The sequence below is a fragment of the Thermosinus carboxydivorans Nor1 genome (assembly GCF_000169155.1).
Taxonomy (GTDB): Bacteria; Bacillota; Negativicutes; order Sporomusales; family Thermosinaceae; genus Thermosinus; species Thermosinus carboxydivorans.
On sequence record NZ_AAWL01000004.1, the window covers coordinates 87307 to 103279 of the forward strand.

General features: G+C 54.0%; 12 protein-coding genes and 1 tRNA gene. All 13 read right to left on the reverse strand.

Annotated elements, in window-relative coordinates; translation table 11 throughout:
* Positions 1–12 precede the first annotated feature (12 nt).
* Positions 13–1701 carry an ATP-dependent protease LonB gene (lonB, locus tag TCARDRAFT_RS04475; RefSeq protein WP_007288828.1) on the reverse strand — a complete coding sequence of 563 codons (1689 nt, stop codon included), beginning with the start codon at positions 1699–1701 and terminating at the stop codon, positions 13–15.
* Between the two features lie 140 nt (positions 1702–1841).
* Complete coding sequence (gene clpX / locus TCARDRAFT_RS04480; protein WP_007288829.1) at positions 1842–3104, reverse strand: ATP-dependent Clp protease ATP-binding subunit ClpX; 1263 nt, start codon at positions 3102–3104, stop codon at positions 1842–1844.
* 12 nt (positions 3105–3116) lie between these two features.
* Positions 3117–3728: an ATP-dependent Clp endopeptidase proteolytic subunit ClpP gene (gene clpP, locus TCARDRAFT_RS04485; protein ID WP_007288830.1), complete on the reverse strand. Its 612-nt coding sequence runs from the start codon at positions 3726–3728 to the stop codon at positions 3117–3119.
* Between the two features lie 28 nt (positions 3729–3756).
* A complete protein-coding gene (gene tig, locus TCARDRAFT_RS04490) occupies positions 3757–5046 on the reverse strand; it encodes a trigger factor (protein ID WP_007288831.1) in 1290 nt (429 codons plus the stop codon).
* Positions 5047–5224: 178 nt separating this feature from the next.
* Positions 5225–5299: transfer RNA gene (locus TCARDRAFT_RS04495), tRNA-Gly, on the reverse strand.
* A 502-nt stretch (positions 5300–5801) separates the two neighbouring features.
* A complete protein-coding gene (locus TCARDRAFT_RS04500) occupies positions 5802–6599 on the reverse strand; it encodes a formate dehydrogenase accessory protein FdhE domain-containing protein (protein WP_007288832.1) in 798 nt (265 codons plus the stop codon).
* Between the two features lie 16 nt (positions 6600–6615).
* A complete protein-coding gene (locus TCARDRAFT_RS04505; protein WP_007288833.1) occupies positions 6616–7272 on the reverse strand; it encodes a formate dehydrogenase subunit gamma in 657 nt (218 codons plus the stop codon).
* A gap of 4 nt (positions 7273–7276) precedes the next feature.
* Positions 7277–8095, reverse strand: a complete 819-nt coding sequence (locus TCARDRAFT_RS04510; protein WP_007288834.1) for a 4Fe-4S dicluster domain-containing protein — start codon at positions 8093–8095, stop codon at positions 7277–7279.
* Between the two features lies 1 nt (position 8096).
* Positions 8097–11087, reverse strand: coding sequence for a formate dehydrogenase-N subunit alpha (fdnG, locus tag TCARDRAFT_RS04515; protein ID WP_083795383.1), 2991 nt, complete (start codon positions 11085–11087; stop codon positions 8097–8099).
* 20 nt (positions 11088–11107) lie between these two features.
* Positions 11108–12952 carry an aldehyde ferredoxin oxidoreductase family protein gene (locus TCARDRAFT_RS04525; protein ID WP_007288837.1) on the reverse strand — a complete coding sequence of 615 codons (1845 nt, stop codon included), beginning with the start codon at positions 12950–12952 and terminating at the stop codon, positions 11108–11110.
* Positions 12953–12970: 18 nt separating this feature from the next.
* Positions 12971–13243 (reverse strand): MoaD/ThiS family protein, encoded by a 273-nt coding sequence (locus TCARDRAFT_RS04530; RefSeq protein WP_007288838.1) that lies wholly within the window; start codon positions 13241–13243, stop codon positions 12971–12973.
* Between the two features lie 391 nt (positions 13244–13634).
* Complete coding sequence (locus TCARDRAFT_RS04535) at positions 13635–14933, reverse strand: ATP-binding protein (protein ID WP_007288839.1); 1299 nt, start codon at positions 14931–14933, stop codon at positions 13635–13637.
* A 35-nt stretch (positions 14934–14968) separates the two neighbouring features.
* Positions 14969–15835 (reverse strand): response regulator, encoded by an 867-nt coding sequence (locus tag TCARDRAFT_RS04540; RefSeq protein WP_007288840.1) that lies wholly within the window; start codon positions 15833–15835, stop codon positions 14969–14971.
* Between the last annotated feature and the right edge of the window lie 138 nt (positions 15836–15973).

The window sequence follows — 15973 nt, forward strand, 5'->3', positions numbered from 1 at the left end:
AGGCCCACTTTTCTACCTTTGAACCCCTGCCGCCGTTAGTAGTTCCGGTTTTGGCGCCACAACTTCAAGGCGGGGCGCCTGGTCGGCAGTCTGCACGAGGGCATGACGCAGCACATCCTCAACCGTATCGACAGGAATCACTTCAATATCCATGTTTTTAAACAGCTCTTGCCAATTTTCCCGCGGAATGAGAACTTTTCGCGCCCCGGCCTGCTTGGCTGCCATTACTTTGGCGCTGACGCCTCCTACCGGCTTGACCAGACCGCGGATGGAGATTTCTCCCGTCATGGCAACCGTGTTATCAATCGGTATTTTGTGCAGCGCCGAATAAATCGCCGTTAACACCGTAACGCCCGCTGACGGGCCATCAATGGGCACACCGCCGGGAAAGTTGACATGGATGTCGTACTTGTGGCAGTCTATGCCAAAATGATTAGCTAATACCGTAAGTACATTATCGAGCGAGCCCTTGGCCATGCTCTTACGCCGCATCGTCCGGCCCGAGCCGCCGATTTCCTCTTCATCCACTACGCCTGTCACCGTTAGTTTCCCCGTGCCGTAAGTGTTAGGAACAGCCGATACCTCTACCTCCATCACTGTGCCGATATTCGGCCCGAAAACGGCTAAGCCATTGACCAAACCGACCATGGGCTGCGCAGGAATTTTTTTGTCCGGCCGGGGATTGTACTGGCCAAAGTTTATTACCCATTCGGCGTGGGCGCGGGTAATGGTCTTATTGCCCTCATTCTGGGCAATACCGGCTGCAATCTGGATAATATTCACCGCCTCACGCCCGCTGGTAGCATAGCGTTTGACAATATCGAGCACGCCGTCCTCGAGGCCAAAACCGATTTTTTTGGCGGCATTGCCGGCGATAAGGGAAATTTCGTCAGGCAGGAGCGGTCGGAAAAAAATTTCAACGCACCGGGACCTGATGGCCGGCGGGATTTCGTGGGCCATACGCGTCGTGGCACCTACCAACCGGAAATCGGCCGGCAGTCCGTTTTGGAATATGTCATGAATATGGGAAGGAATGTTGGTATCCTCGCTGTTATAATAGGAGCTTTCCAGAAATACCTTGCGGTCTTCCAACACTTTAAGCAGTTTGTTCATCTGGATGTGGTGAAGTTCACCGATTTCGTCGATAAACAGAATGCCGCCATGGGCTTTGGTAACAGCTCCCGGTTTGGGCTGGGGAATACCGGCCATGCCAAGAGCTCCTGCTCCCTGGTAAATTGGGTCATGTACCGTACCGATAAGCGGATCGGCGATACCGCGTTCGTCAAATCGGGCGGTAGTGGCATCCATCTCCACAAATTTGGCATTGGGCCCAAAGGGCGACAGCGGGTTGCGTTTGGCTTCTTCCAGTACCAGGCGGGCGGCAGCAGTCTTGCCAACGCCTGGCGGCCCGTAGATAAGCACATGCTGTGGGTTTGGCCCGCAAAGTGCGGCTCTCAGTGCCTTGAGTCCTTCTTCCTGGCCGACGATTTCGGCGAAAGTCGACGGCCGCGTCTTTTCCGCCAGCGGTTCGGTCAAAGAAATCTCCCGAAGCCGCTGCAGTTTGTCCATTTCCTTTTTGGATTCCCGTTCGACCGCAACCCTGTTCCCCTGTTGCGACCTGAGAAGATTCAGGAAATACAAGCCGATGACAACGGCAAAAAAGAACTGGATCAAACTGATAATGTTGACGGCGTAATCCACTTTGCCCAAAAACCTCCTTTCCACAGCAATCTTTGAATGTGTGGTTTTAGTATGGGCAAAGCAGACCTTTTTATCCTGGCAAAAACCGGCAAAATCAGGCTGTTTTTGGCAAAAAGAAAGAAGGAGATTGCTCTCCTTCTTTACGCTGTTTCTTCCTTCTTCTTGCTCTTGCGGTCGGCCGTAACCAATATAGGTTCTTCTTTGTTTAAGACCACTTCTTTGGTGACGATGCACTTGGTTACGTCGGTGCGAGACGGAACCTCGTACATGACGTTGCGCATCAAGTTTTCGATGATGGCCCTAAGACCCCGTGCCCCAGTATTGCGCTTGAGCGCTTCCTGGGCGATGGCCCGTAGCGCGTCTTCCTTAAATTCCAGTTGCACGTTGTCAAGTTCGAGAAACTTCTGATACTGCTTCACCAAAGCATTTTTGGGCTCGACCAGGATCCGCACCAACGCATCCTCATCAAGCGCGTCAAGGGTGACGATAACCGGCAACCGACCGACAAATTCGGGAATAAGCCCGAATTTGAGGAGATCTTCCGGCAGGATTTGCCGGAGGATTTCGCCTACCTGCTTCTTTTCCCGGCTCTTGATGTCAGCCCCGAAACCAAGCGTCTTTTTACCGGTACGGGCGCTGATAATCTTGTCAATACCATCAAAAGCGCCGCCGCAGATGAACAGAATATTGGTTGTGTCAATCTGAATAAATTCCTGGTGCGGGTGCTTACGGCCGCCCTGCGGCGGTACGCTGGCGATAGTACCCTCCAAAATTTTGAGCAGAGCCTGCTGTACGCCCTCACCGGAAACATCGCGCGTTATGGACGGATTTTCCGATTTGCGGGCAATCTTGTCAATTTCATCGATGTAGACAATACCTTTTTCAGCCTTTTCTACATCGTAATCAGCAGCCTGGATGAGTTTCAGCAGAATGTTTTCAACGTCCTCGCCGACATAACCGGCCTCAGTCAGGGAAGTGGCGTCGGCGATGGCAAAGGGAACGTTGAGAATTTTGGCCAGCGTTTGCGCCAAAAGCGTTTTGCCGCTACCGGTAGGACCGAGCATGACGATGTTAGACTTTTGCAGTTCCACATCTTCCATCTTGCTGCCGAGATTAATCCGCTTGTAATGATTGTAAACGGCAACGGCAAGCGTCTTCTTCGCTTCTTCCTGGCCAATGACATATTGGTCGAGAATTTCTTTGATTTCTTTCGGTTTAGGTATGTCTCTCAGCTCAAGCTCCATGTCTTCGCTGAGTTCTTCTTCGATGATCTCATTGCATAACTCGATACACTCATCGCAGATGTACACACCGGGGCCGGCAACCAGTTTCTTGACTTGTTCCTGTAATTTACCGCAAAAGGAACACTTGAGTTGTCCCCTGTCATCCCCAAACTTCAACATCTAACCACCTCTCTATCTGGCAGTCCGGCCGTCTTTGCGCTGCTCACCCCGGACCACGACAGCATCAATTATGCCATATTCCTTTGCTTCTTCACTGGACATAAAATAGTCGCGCTCCGTGTCGTGCTGGATCCGTTCTAAAGGTTTTCCGGTATGGCGAGCGAGAATATCATTAAGGATTTCCCGCAAACGCAGGATTTCCCGGGCCTGGATCTGAATGTCAGTGGCTTGGCCCTGCGCACCGCCCAGCGGTTGATGAATCATGACGCGCGCGTAAGGTAAGGCATAACGCTTGCCGGGAGCGCCGGCCGCAAGCAATACCGCCGCCATGCTGGCCGCCGAGCCTAGGCAAATGGTGGACACGTCGGGTTTGATATACTGCATTGTGTCATAGATGGCCAAACCGGCGGTAACCACTCCGCCCGGGCTATTAATATAGAGATGAATGTCTTTATCCGGATCTTCGGACTCTAAAAACAAAAGTTGGGCAATAACCAGATTAGCCACATGGTCGTCAATAGGCCCGCCAATGAAGACAATGCGGTCTTTTAACAGGCGGGAATAGATGTCGTAAGCCCGTTCCCCACGGTTAGACTGCTCAACAACGATCGGCACAAATGTCATAAAAACCACCTCGAAATCAAATTGGGTCTTATTCGGCTACGGCGCTGTCGATGATCAACTTGGCCGCTTTCTTGCGTTTCACCGTTTCATAAAGTGCACCTACGCGTCCCTGTTCACGGATGATTTTCGCCACCTCTTCGACCGACGCGCCATAGCTTCGCGCCATCGCAACAACTTCGGCCTGCACATCTTCGTCACTGACTTCGATCCCTTCGGCTTTGGCAATTGCCTCCAACACCAGGTCGGTTTTAACGCTATATGCAGCCGCTTCGCGATAATTCTGCCGCAGGCCGGCCAGATCCATCTTGGTGGCCTTGAGGTAATCGTCAAGTTTCATGCCGCGGTTCTGGAGATTAATATCCAAATCGCTGACCATATCGTCAATGCGCTGCTCGATCATAACTTCCGGAATATCTACTGTAGCATTGTCCACGGCCAGTTTGATGGCTTGGTTGCGGAATTCCCGCTCAGCCCGCTCGGCTGCGGCCTCTTTTAGTTTATTCTCGATGTCGGCCTTTAATTCCTCCAACGTGTCAAACTCGCTGACATCCTTGGCAAAGTCGTCATCCAACTCAGGTAGTTCCTTACGCTTGATATCGTGGATTTTAACCTTGAAGGTAGACGCTTTGCCGGCTAATTCGGGCACGAAATAATTTTCGGGGAAAACAACGTTGACCTCGCGCTCTTCGCCGGCTTTAGCGCCGAGCAGTTGCTCTTCGAAGCCGGGAATAAAGCTGCCGGAGCCAACCTCCAGCGGATAACCCTTGGCATCGCCGCCTTTAAACGGTTTGCCGTCAATAAAGCCTTCAAAATCAATAATCGCGAAATCGCCTTTTTGCAAAGCGGCGTCCTCTACCACCACCATCTTGGCATGACGGTTGCGCAGATTTTCCAATTGTTTATGCACGTCTTCGACCGTCACTTCCGCCGCCGGTTTCGCAACCTTTAACCCCTTGTATTCGCCAAGCGTTACCTCTGGTTTCGTAACTACCGTCGCCTTGAACCGGAGGGGTTTACCTTCTTCAAAAGTAAGGATTTCAATCTCCGGCCGGGTTACAGGCTCGGCCTTTTGTTCGTCCAGGGCTTGCCAGTAGGCCTTGTTAGCTAGCAGGTCAAAAGCCTCGTCTTTCAATACTTCTTTGCCCACGTGCAATTCCAAAATCTTACGCGGCGCCTTGCCTTTGCGGAAACCAGGGATGTTCACCCGGGCAGCCAGTTTTTGATAAGCTTTTTGGAAGGCTTTGGCAACCTCTTCCTGGGGTACTTCCATTTCCAAAACTAATTTATGATTGTCTATTCTCTCCGCTGTTACCTTCATTTATGTAATCCTCCTCATTTTTAAAAATGCGGCATTTGCTGGTTTTTCATTGTTAGTATTGCCGAATTTGGCATAATAGAGTCAATTCAGCTATGCCATGCATAATATGATACCATAATTGCCAAACAAACACAAGCAACACGGAAAAATCCCGGCATTTTTATTGCCGGGATTTTTGTGGAGCGGAAAACGAGATTCGAACTCGCGACCCTCGCCTTGGCAAGGCGATGCTCTACCACTGAGCTACTTCCGCATGGGTGATTATCCAGATGACATAATTAAGTATAGTATTGATTATGCTATTTGTCAACAAAAAAATATATTTTTGTGATCGTTCTATGATATTGTCACCTTAAAAGTGATCTGAGAAAATGTCACGCCTCTTAAAAATAATGAGAATACACATGCCGCCAAACCAAAAGAAAAGACGGGGGCTACGACTCCGCGCAAACCTGCGCCCAATCACCCTGGCGTAAACAACTAATCAAGCCTAAAACCAATTGTTCCACCGAAAATATACAATTAAACACCGGATCGAATTCCTTGGCATCCGGCCCCTGACCAACCCGTATCTGCAAATGAGTCCCCACCTGTCAAGGCGGGCAAAGCCCATGTCCTTGACAGGCGGGGCGCTGCAGATATAATTCCAAACTCTGACCGGAGCCAATTGCTTAGATAACCACCACAGTGACATAATCATAGACCGTTTTTAGGTGACAAAATCATTGACGCTTGACACGACTTTTTTCGGAAAATTAATGCCGGGTACGGGGCAGCAGCCACCCGGCCCGCCCGAATATTGCAAACAGGGCCGGCTGATGCCCTTCGCTTCGGGCTGCCAGGTCAAGCTCCCAGGTAGTCAGGTAAAATAGCGGGTAGCTGATGATGTCCGGCAGTCCTTCCCGCATATCAAACACTTTAAGATAGTGCGAACAGGACTCGCAAAGCTCCAGCCGCCAACCGGGCAGCTCGTCAGCGCTCAGAAACACGGCGCCGCGCTCCTGGCTGTGCCCGCACAGGCCACAGGCCGTCCGCAGGTACTGCCAGACAGCGTGGCAGTGCGAGCAGACCAGCGTCTTTTTACCCGACTGGTCGATAAACCCCAGGGCGGCGCCGGCGCCGCACACCGGGCAGTATGGCTCCAGCCAGCCGGCGGTGTCCTCGTCCGGTAATACAACGCTTTCAAGAAACGACGCCACCGCCGCGTGGACTTCGGCCTGGACAAAGCCCTGCGCGTCCGGGGTGACGGTAAGGTCGGCCCAAGCCGGAACCCGTTCCCCCCAGTAGTCAGGACTGTATTCTATGGCCATTGCCCGGGCAAAGGCGCCGGTAAGGGCGGCGTAGTCCGCCGGTGCAATACCGACCGGCACGTCCGCCAGAAACGGTACGCCCCGGGCAAGCCGCCCCTTAAAGCCGGCCGCCTCAAGTGCAGACACGTCCAGCACGGCCGGCAGCATATCCAGTACTTTGTCGCGAGCCGCAAGGTATCTTTCCCAAAAAGGGATATTCTCTTTTAAGAACGGGTATTTCCCGGCAAGCTCACTAAGTCCCATACCGACCTCCGCCAGTTTAATTGCCTTTATTGGCAGTCATTTCTTTGTACCATTTCAAGTTGTGGCTCCGGGCGAATTCTTCTTCGATATAGCCATCGCCCAGCATGGTCTTAAGCTCCCGGCGCGAAGACGGGTTGACTGCCGCCAAGTAAAAGTGGACAATAACCGCGCATCCCAGGAATACGCCGGAAAAGGCATGCGCTAGATAAGCCAGCCGCACCACAAGCGGCGGAAAGGCGGTATAAAAGACCATAACCAGCCCGGTCGCCGCCAGGACGCAGGAGAAGGCGATTACCAGCCAGCCTAGAAGCTTTTGCCCGGCGTTGTATTTGCCCTGGGGCGGAACCTGGCCCTTGATAAGCGGCGCAAGATAACCGCCTGCCACTTTCAGCCATTTTTTGTCATCGTCGTCAAATGTGCTGATGGTTCTGATGAACTTTTTAAACAGGTCCCAGTACAGCACTATATAGATAAGCGGTACGGTAAAGTAGGCAAACCCCAGGTACTTGTGCACCACTGCGGCGTTTTTCAGCCCACCGAACAGCCCGGCCAAAAACTGTAAATTCTTGTTAAAGACGGCCAGACCGCTAAACAGGAGGGCCAGGAACATGACCAAGTGCACCCAGTGAAAAATACGGGTCGGGCGCTGGTGTTTCAAGAGATAGCCTTGCATCCCTCTAAGCCTCCTTTCCTTTGCTGCCGGCGTCAGTGTGCTGCTTGTCTTCCTGGCCACTGCCCTGCAACAAGCGGTGGACGGCGGTCATACCCACCGCGCCGCCGAGCATCAGGAGACCGAGCGGACCGAATATGTCCTTCCACACCGTGACCTCCACCGGCACCGTCGGGCTGGGCGGCAACCCATAGTTGGCCGGCGGGTATTTAAGGACAGCAATAATGCCCAGGCCGCCCAGGAAGCCCTCGCCGTACAGGTTGGCGTCCTTGTAGCCGCGCGCCTTTAGCCATTGCACCCTTCTTTGCGCTTTGGCCACCAACTGGTCACGGTCGCCAAACTCCAGCGCCCCGGCCGGACAAGTCTTGACGCAGGCCGGAACGTTGGTTTTATCGCCATCCTGGCCGTTCTCGGTGCGGCTGCGGCACATGTCGCACTTGTTGACATGTTTGCCGACAGCCGGAATGTTGAACGGACAGGCGTTATGACAGTAACCGCAGGCGATGCATTTTTCCCGGTCAACGGCCACTATGCCGGTTTTGGTCTTAAACAGCGCGCCGCTCGGGCAGACCTTGACGCAGGCCGCCTCACCGCAGTGAAAACACTGGTATTTCAGGAAGTTGAGGCTGGGGATGGTGTCTTGTTCAAAATGCTCATAGTAGCGCATGACCATCCGGGTATCTTTATCCAGGTCCGGCGGATTCTGGTAGGAACCGGCAAACCGAGTGGCGAGAGTCTTTTCCTCATTCCATTGCTTGCAGGCCACCTGACAGCCGTGGCAGCCGACGCATTTGGAGCTGTCGTAGCAATAGGCCAGTCTTGCCATCCTACACCCTCCTTATGTTGACCATGAAGGCCTTATATTCAGGTATCCGGGTGTTGGGGTCGCCGGCCTGGGGAGTGATGATGTTGGCGACAAATGCTTCCTTAGTTTCGCTCATCGGGTCGGCCCCGGTAAATCCCCAGTGCCAAGGCAGGCCGACAACATGCACTTTTTTGCCGTCGACCACAAAAGGCTGAATACGCGGCGTGACAAAGGCCTTGGCCCGGACTTTGCCACGGATGGAGGCGACTTCGACCCAGTCGCCGCTGGTGATACCTTTGGCTTTGGCCAGTTCCGGGTCAATCTCGACAAACATCTCCGGCACGGCTTCCACGGTAGTCGGTATCTTACGGGTAATATTGCCGGTCTGGTAGTGCTCGGCCACGCGGTAAGTGGTGCAGATGTACGGGAAATCAGAATTACCGAGCGCAGCATATTTATCCAGGTCGGTCTTGTAGGTAACGGCCAGCGGGTTGCACTGCACCGGGCCCATTATGTTTTTGACCGGCGACTCCAGTGGTTCGTAGTGTTCCGGGAAGGGACCGTCCCTGACTATACCGCCGGGTACGAATAGACGGCCGAGCCCGCCGGCAATCATGATAAACGGCTGAGTGCCACCGGGCGCATCTGGCGCAGTGGTGGCGATAAAGTCGGGTACATCGAGCCCGGTCCATTTCTTGGCGGCAGCGTCCCACCTGATAATATATTTTTTATCGCTCCAGGGGTTGCCGGCATAGTCACAGGAGGCCCGGTTGTAAAGGATGCGCCGGTTGAGCGGCCAGGCCCAGCCCCATTCAGAGTTGAGGCCGATGCCCTCTTTTTCCCGCTTGCGGCGTTTGGCAAGATTGCCGGCCGGCGGGAACATGCCGGAGTAGATCCAGCAGCCGCTGGTGGTAGAACCGTCATCCTTGAGGGCGCCGAAACCGGCAAGCTGCACTCTGGTAGCCACTTCATAGCCGTTGATCTCTTTGAATACTTCGTCGGCGCTGTGGTGCTCGCCGCCATAGTTCCAGGTCAGGTTGACAATCGGGTCAGGGAATACCGCCTTGGGGTCGGCAGCATAAAGTTTTTTGAGCTCCTGAACCAGAAGGTGCAAAATAACCGAGTCTTCCTTGCAATCGCCGATCGGCTCGACCGCCTTGTAACGCATCTGCAGCCAGCGGCTGGTATTGGTCGCCGAGCCGTCTTTTTCCACCATGGATGCCGCCGGTAGGAGGAATACTTCGGTCTTGACCGTCTTGGGGTCAACGCCGGGACGTTTCCAGAACCGGGCGGTCTCAGACTCAAACAGGTCGACAACCAGCAGCCATTCCAGCTTTTCCAGGCCACGCGCCGTCTTTTCGTAAGCCGGGCCGGAGACCAGCGGGTTCATTCCCCAGATCATGAGGCCCTTCAGCCGGCCTTCGTACATGTCAGTGACCATGTCCATGAACGAGTGCGGCCGCGACCACTTGGGCAACCAGTCATAGCAGAAATCGTTGTCTTTTTGAGCTTTATCACCCCACCAGGCCTTGAGCAGGCTGACAATGAACTTGGGAGTGTTGGCCCAGTAGCTGTCCTTTATGGTGGTTTTTTCCAGGTAAGTCTTCAGGTCGGGGTGCAGGCCGGCGTTGGGCGCAGCCAGGTACCCCGGCAGAGAGTGGTACAACAGGCCCATGTCGGTCGACCCCTGGACGTTTGCCTCGCCGCGCATGGCATTGATGCCGCCGCCCGGCAGGCCCATGTTGCCCAGAAGGAGCTGCAGTACGGCGAAGGCCCGGATGTTCTGCACACCGACAGTGTGCTGGGTCAGGCCCATGGCGTAAAGGAGACAACCGGACTTGTCCGGCGCACCGGTGGCGGCATAAGTCTCGGCAATCTTAAGGAACAGCTCTTTTTTCATCCCGGTGACTTTTTCCACCATTTCCGGCGTGTAGCGGGCATAAAACCGGCGCATGTGCTGGAAAACAGAGTCCGGGTGCTCAAGCGTCGGATCGGTGAGGGGCTTGCCGTCCGGGCCGGTCTGGTATTGCCAGGTATCGTAGTTGTACATTTTTTTGACCGGGTCCCAGCCGGTAAAATACCCGTCCTTAAAGCCAAATTCCGGCTTCAGGAGGTAACTGGCGTTGGTGTAGCCTTTGACATAAGGCTCAAAGTATTTTTTGTTTACAAGGACATAGTTTACCAGGCCGTTGAAAAAGACGATGTCCGTCCCCGGCCGGATGGGGGCATAGATATCAGACAATACCGATGTCCGAGTGTAGCGCGGGTCAACCGAGATGACCTTGGCGCCCCGTTCGCGCGCCCGGTTGATGAAACGGGCCACACCGGGGTGGTTCTCCGCCGGGTTGCCGCCGCAGATCATTATAACGTCCGAATTGGCAACATCGACCAATGAATTGGTCATGGCGCCACGTCCGAAAGATGGGGCCAGACTGGCCACCGTTGAGGAGTGTCAGATACGCGCCTGGTGTTCCAGGCTGACAATCCCGAGCGCACGGGCAAATTTAGACAAAAGATAGCATTCATCAGTGTCGTGGGATGCACCGCCCAGCTGGCCGAGAGCCTCGGCCCGGTTGACAGTGACGCTGCCTTCTCTGGTCTTAAAGCTCTCGTCCCGGGTCTTTTTGATGCGCCGGGCGATTTCGGGGATAGCCCAGCTCCATTCTTTTTCCTCCCACTTGTCGGAGCCAGGAGCCCGGTAGAGGACTTTTTTGAGGCGGCGCGGGCTTATGTACACTTCATAGGCCGACGCCCCCTTGGCGCACAGCCCGCCTTCGTTGTTGGGGTTGTCCGGGTCGCCCTCCACGTTGACGACTTTGCCGTCCCTGGCATATACCAGAAGGCCGCAGCCCACCCCACAGAAAATACAGACCGAGGGGCTGACTTTGGTGTCCTTAAGGCGGTACGGCGCCGGCGCAGCTATCGCCGGCACGGCCGGGTTGCCCTGCCAGACAGTCGCCGCCGCCCCTGCCGCCAGCAGTTTAAGGAATGTCCTCCTGCCAATTGTTGCCATCTTTTTCCTCCTCTCTGTCTTTACAGGAATTTATCTATACCAAGCCTGGCCAGTGTTTCCGGCCGGGGCCGGCCTACCTCGTCCCAGCCGCGAACCCGGTAGTATTCCCTGAGCATAGCGTCAAGCGGCGGCAGGGCACCGGCCGCTCCACCGTCCGGGCGCGGCTGCCGGAGGATGCGCTCTGGCAGGACGTCATCACGGCGGGATACGCCGCATTTGACGTTGTACAACCGTTTCAGGTTGAAAATACGCTCCCCGGTGGTCAACAGCTCAGCCACTGTACAGTCCCAGCCGGTAAGGTGGTTAAGCCAGCCGGTAACAGTGGTCAGGTCAATGCCGCCATAGAACAGGAATTTGCAGAGTTTCAGCGAGTCCATCAGGCACATGGTGTCCTGCAGACGCGCCTGGATGAGGCCCTGGTCGTCAGTGCGGAAGCGGTCCAGCACTTCATTGATGCCGGCTTCCGGCAGTACAGCCGCCTTTTCGAAAAAGTAGCTGGCGCCCTGCAGGTGGCAGGCACCCCGGTTCGATGTGGCATATCCCAGGGCCAGGCTGTAAAAAGCGCGGGGATCATGGGCCGGCAGCTCCAGGCCCTTGACGTGCATGGCAAACTCCCCGGCCCGGCCGCCGATTAGTTCTGCGGCCCGCCGCACGCCACTGCCGAGCAGGCGCCCGATGCCTTCCTGGCTGGCAATAGCCTGGATAAGCCCGACCACCGCCCGGCCGTCCCCCCATACCGGCGCCGGACAGCCGCCCAGATCCCGGTCGGTCAGAATGCCGTGCTCATACAGTTCCATGGCAAAGGCGATAACCGCCCCGGTGGAAATAGTGTCCAGGCCGTAGCGGTTGCACAGCTCGTTGGCCATGGCAATGGCCGCCAGATCGCTGACCAGGCAGGCGCCGCCAAACATGCCCACCGTCTCATACTCCGGCCCGGCGCCTTCCACCCGGCCGTAGGGGCTGCGCTCCACCCGCACCTGGCGGCCACAGCCAATGGGACAGGAAGCGCAGTGGTAGCGTCCGGTGACAATAGTCTCGGCCATAGCCTGTCCGGATATCTTTTCCACGCCGTCCCAGGTACCCTGCGTCCAGTTTTTAAGGGGCAGGTCACCGATGCGCTCGGCGCCGATGATGCCGCCGGCCGTGCCGTACTCCTGCATGAGGCGCGTCCTCTCCCGGACACGGGGGACAGCGGCATCAATAGCCGCTGCCAAAGCAGCCGGGTCTGCCACTGGGACTTGGCGGCTGCCGCCGGCTACTACGGCCTTAAGGCGCTTGGCGCCCATGACCGCTCCCAGGCCACCCCGGCCGGACGAGCGCCCGTTTTTACCTTCATGGATGATCGTCGCCAGCGGCACCAGCCGTTCGCCGGCCGGTCCGATACAGGCCGCGGCCACGTCCGGTCCCCAGCGCTTCTTCAGCTGCCGGTCAGTCGCATAGGTATCAAGACCCCACAGACTGTCCGCCGGCAGCAGCCTGACCTCCCCGTCCTGTACGACCAGGTATACCGGCTGCGACGCTATACCGCGGACGACGATACCGTCAAATCCGGCCGCTTTCAGACAAGCACCCCACCTGCCGCCGGCGTCGGCTTCGCCATAGATGCCAGTGAGCGGCGACTTGGCCACCACCTGATGACGTCCGGAGGCTGGGATGGCCGTCCCGGTCATGGGGCCGGTCATAAATATCAGCAAGTTGTCCGGCCCAAGCGGGTCAGCCGCCGGCGGCGTATTTTCCGCCAGCAGTCTGGCCCCCAGCCCGCTGCCGCCCAGCCACTGCCGGCGTTCGGCCGGGCTTATCGCAATAAAATCAATCCTGGCTGACGTCAGGTCGACGACAGCGATTTTTCCCATATATCCGCCCAAAAAGGTTGCTCCTCTCATTTACCCGCCCATAATCGGTGGAATAATCTCCAGTTCATCCTGGTCGTCCAGCCGGTCGTGGGGCCTGAGCAGGGACTTGCCGTTTTTTATCACCATAAACATATACGGTATGGGCGGCTTACCACGCCGGACTTCCCGGAAGACCTCCGCTTGCGGGAAATCATGGGCCAGCCGCACGATGACCTCCTCGGCCGTCAACTGGCCGCCGGACCGGATGACCCACCTTTTGTGGCCAAGCACTTTGGCTAACGGGCCGGCAAACTGGATGTTCATATCCGACTTTCTCCACCTCCTCGGCCCGGTAGATACACACAGGCCCAGCACATTGACTATTCAGCTAGTTCGCCATATTGTGTTATTTCCCTGTCGAAAATGCTATCACAAAAAGTTAGTAGTCTAACAATAAAATTTATATCTGGATAACTAATCTTATATAAAACCGGTGTTCTTAAAAAATTCAAGCCCCGGCAGCCCGGGGCTTTGCTTTTACAGTAAGTCTTCCAGTATTGTGATGAGTTTGACCGTTCTTATGAAAATGGCTTTAGAAGAAATGGACCAGCAGATCAAACAAGATAAACGCTTCGTTCCGGGTGGGTAGTTTGTCGAAACGGCGACATTATTAAAAAGAGATAGCGACTTTGCTAACGGGTTACAATGCCAAAAACTAATCCTCATTAATAATCAATCTACTGCGCGGTACCGTTACGACAAAGACAGCACCGGCGCCAGGTTGCGAACTAACACTGATCGAACCGCCCAATGCCTCCGTCAAATTTTTCACATGAGCAAGCCCCAACCCGGTAGACATCTTACCGGTATGGGGCGAAAATTTGGTCGAAAAGCCGGGGTTGAAAATGAGCGCAAAGTTCTGGGGATGAATACCGCAACCCGTATCTTCGACCCGAAACACGATATGGCCGTCTGCACTGGTTTGCGCTACCCTGATAGCGCCAGTCTGGCCGCAGGCCTCGATGGCATTTATAATCAAATTGTCCAGCACCGAAACAATTGTGTAGTGCTTATCGGTCAAAAAATCCTCACCATAGGCAAAGGTAATAGAGATGGAGCTTCCCATTTCCGCCAAATAGCGTTGCGTATTCTGCTGAATGATGAATAAAATTTCCGACAACTTCATGGCATTGTCCGTAGTCGAAGACTTAAGAATCTTCTCTATTCCCGCAATAACCCTGACATACACCTTTTTAATCTCGTGGATATCTCTGGCGATCGCCAGCGCCTTGGCGGCGCTTGAGGCGTGATCCGCAGGAGCGGCGCCGCTATTTTGTAGGTGGTCATACAACCAATAACTTTGCTCCATTACCTGCTCGATGTCCTGCGACGATTTTCTCAGATAAAAAACTTCCGCCCGCAATTTGGCGATCATCATCGTAAGTTCGGCATAACGGGCGCGCTGTTCTTCTTCCAACACGAAAGCATGATACCGGCATAAAAGCGCATACCAATAAACGGCAACAATGGCGCGCAACACGGCCACGGCAATAATACTGCCAAGAATGGCTTCACTATCAGCCACGTTCAAGGGGCGTAAATAAATCTCCACCAAATTACTAGTTATATCCGCCAAGCTGATAAGCAAAATTGCGACCGGCAAATTATCAATACATTTTCGAACCCGAAAAACATGAAAACAGATGCCAAAAGACAGGTAATAAGCCAGCGAAGGTAGATTTTTAAAGACCACCTCCTCAAAGCTGTCATCACCTAAAGCAAAGTTGGCTGCCGTCCGTAAAATGACAATGGCAATGCCGCTCAATATCGCCGTCGTAAGCACCGACAGCCGAGCAAAGTAAAGCAGCAGGGTGGAAAGCACCGCTACTCCCAAGGTAAACCGAAACTGATTGTCAAAAGGATAAATAAATATCATGCTGGTAAGTGTTACCAGCATGATAGCGTTAACCAACAGTTTGTTGCGCTCTTGATTGCGAGCTAGTACTAGGTGCATGCTATTCACCATCTTTCGGAGTTGTCAAAAACCAATCAGTTCAGCTTAGCGGCAAAAATCAAGCCTTCGATAAACTTTTTAACGTTAATTTTTCCCCGGTAAGTGCTTTTACCGTTAATAAAGTTAATCTCCTGCCGCACTTCTTTAAAGTCAAATAACACCGTACTGTAATTTTGGAATTTCTCATTATAGTAATCTTCAATACCGAGATTGGCCAAATTTTGTAGCGCCTTGGCAATCGTCCGCCGCACCCGCTGCTCGATCGTTTTGGCATCTTGCTGTGTTTTGGCCGACAACTTGCTATAGACATCGCTCAACTGGTAACAGTAATTCGCCGTTCCTTCCGACCAAGCGTCTACCAACTCGACAATCTGGTAAATATCTTTCGCGCCGGCTTCGCCAATAATCCCGATATCGGAAAATATCCGGTACACATTGGTCTTTAAATTATTTTTCGGCTGCTCCGCCGACTTTAAAGCTACGGAATATTGCGAAGCCGTCTGCTGAATGATGGAAACGAACTGCCTTAGCCGGCGACTTTCTTTTACCCGGTTAATGACCGATACAACTTCAAGAACGTTAATGGGCTTGTGAATAAAAAATTCAATGCCGCATTCATACGCCCTGGTAATCATGGGTTCACTATTAACCTGAGAGATCATAATAAATGATGTATCCAGCCGGTCGGCCGCTAACTTTCTTATCAGCTCAATACCGTCCTGCTTAGGCAACAGCAAATCCACCAGGGCGATATGTGGCCGCACATCGCGGATAATTTTTTCTGCGGCAATTCCGTCGCCGCATTCCGCTACTACTTTGCCAAGCTCATATTCGTTAATTATGTGCTGAATAATTTTGCGGACACTAACATCGTCATCGACCACAACAAAAGACACGTTCATAAGTCACGTCTCCCTCGGACCACTTCCCTTAGTTATTCAATAAAATTCGACAAACCCCTTCAGTTTTCGTCCAAGTAAAATAAAATTCCATCAGGGCATCGCCGCGTCATTGCCAGGATGTTTTTTTTTTGCGCGAAA

What these genes read in the sequence shown, in the direction of transcription:
- TCARDRAFT_RS04510 (WP_007288834.1), bottom strand. Translation starts at nt 8,095, where the DNA reads ATGGCAAGACTGGCCTATTGCTACGACAGCTCCAAATGCGTCGGCTGC.
- clpP (WP_007288830.1), bottom strand. Translation starts at nt 3,728, where the DNA reads ATGACATTTGTGCCGATCGTTGTTGAGCAGTCTAACCGTGGGGAACGG.
- TCARDRAFT_RS04500 (WP_007288832.1), bottom strand. Translation starts at nt 6,599, where the DNA reads ATGGGACTTAGTGAGCTTGCCGGGAAATACCCGTTCTTAAAAGAGAAT.
- TCARDRAFT_RS04505 (WP_007288833.1), bottom strand. Translation starts at nt 7,272, where the DNA reads ATGCAAGGCTATCTCTTGAAACACCAGCGCCCGACCCGTATTTTTCAC.
- tig (WP_007288831.1), bottom strand. Translation starts at nt 5,046, where the DNA reads ATGAAGGTAACAGCGGAGAGAATAGACAATCATAAATTAGTTTTGGAA.
- TCARDRAFT_RS04535 (WP_007288839.1), bottom strand. Translation starts at nt 14,933, where the DNA reads ATGCACCTAGTACTAGCTCGCAATCAAGAGCGCAACAAACTGTTGGTT.
- TCARDRAFT_RS04540 (WP_007288840.1), bottom strand. Translation starts at nt 15,835, where the DNA reads ATGAACGTGTCTTTTGTTGTGGTCGATGACGATGTTAGTGTCCGCAAA.
- TCARDRAFT_RS04530 (WP_007288838.1), bottom strand. Translation starts at nt 13,243, where the DNA reads ATGAACATCCAGTTTGCCGGCCCGTTAGCCAAAGTGCTTGGCCACAAA.
- clpX (WP_007288829.1), bottom strand. Translation starts at nt 3,104, where the DNA reads ATGTTGAAGTTTGGGGATGACAGGGGACAACTCAAGTGTTCCTTTTGC.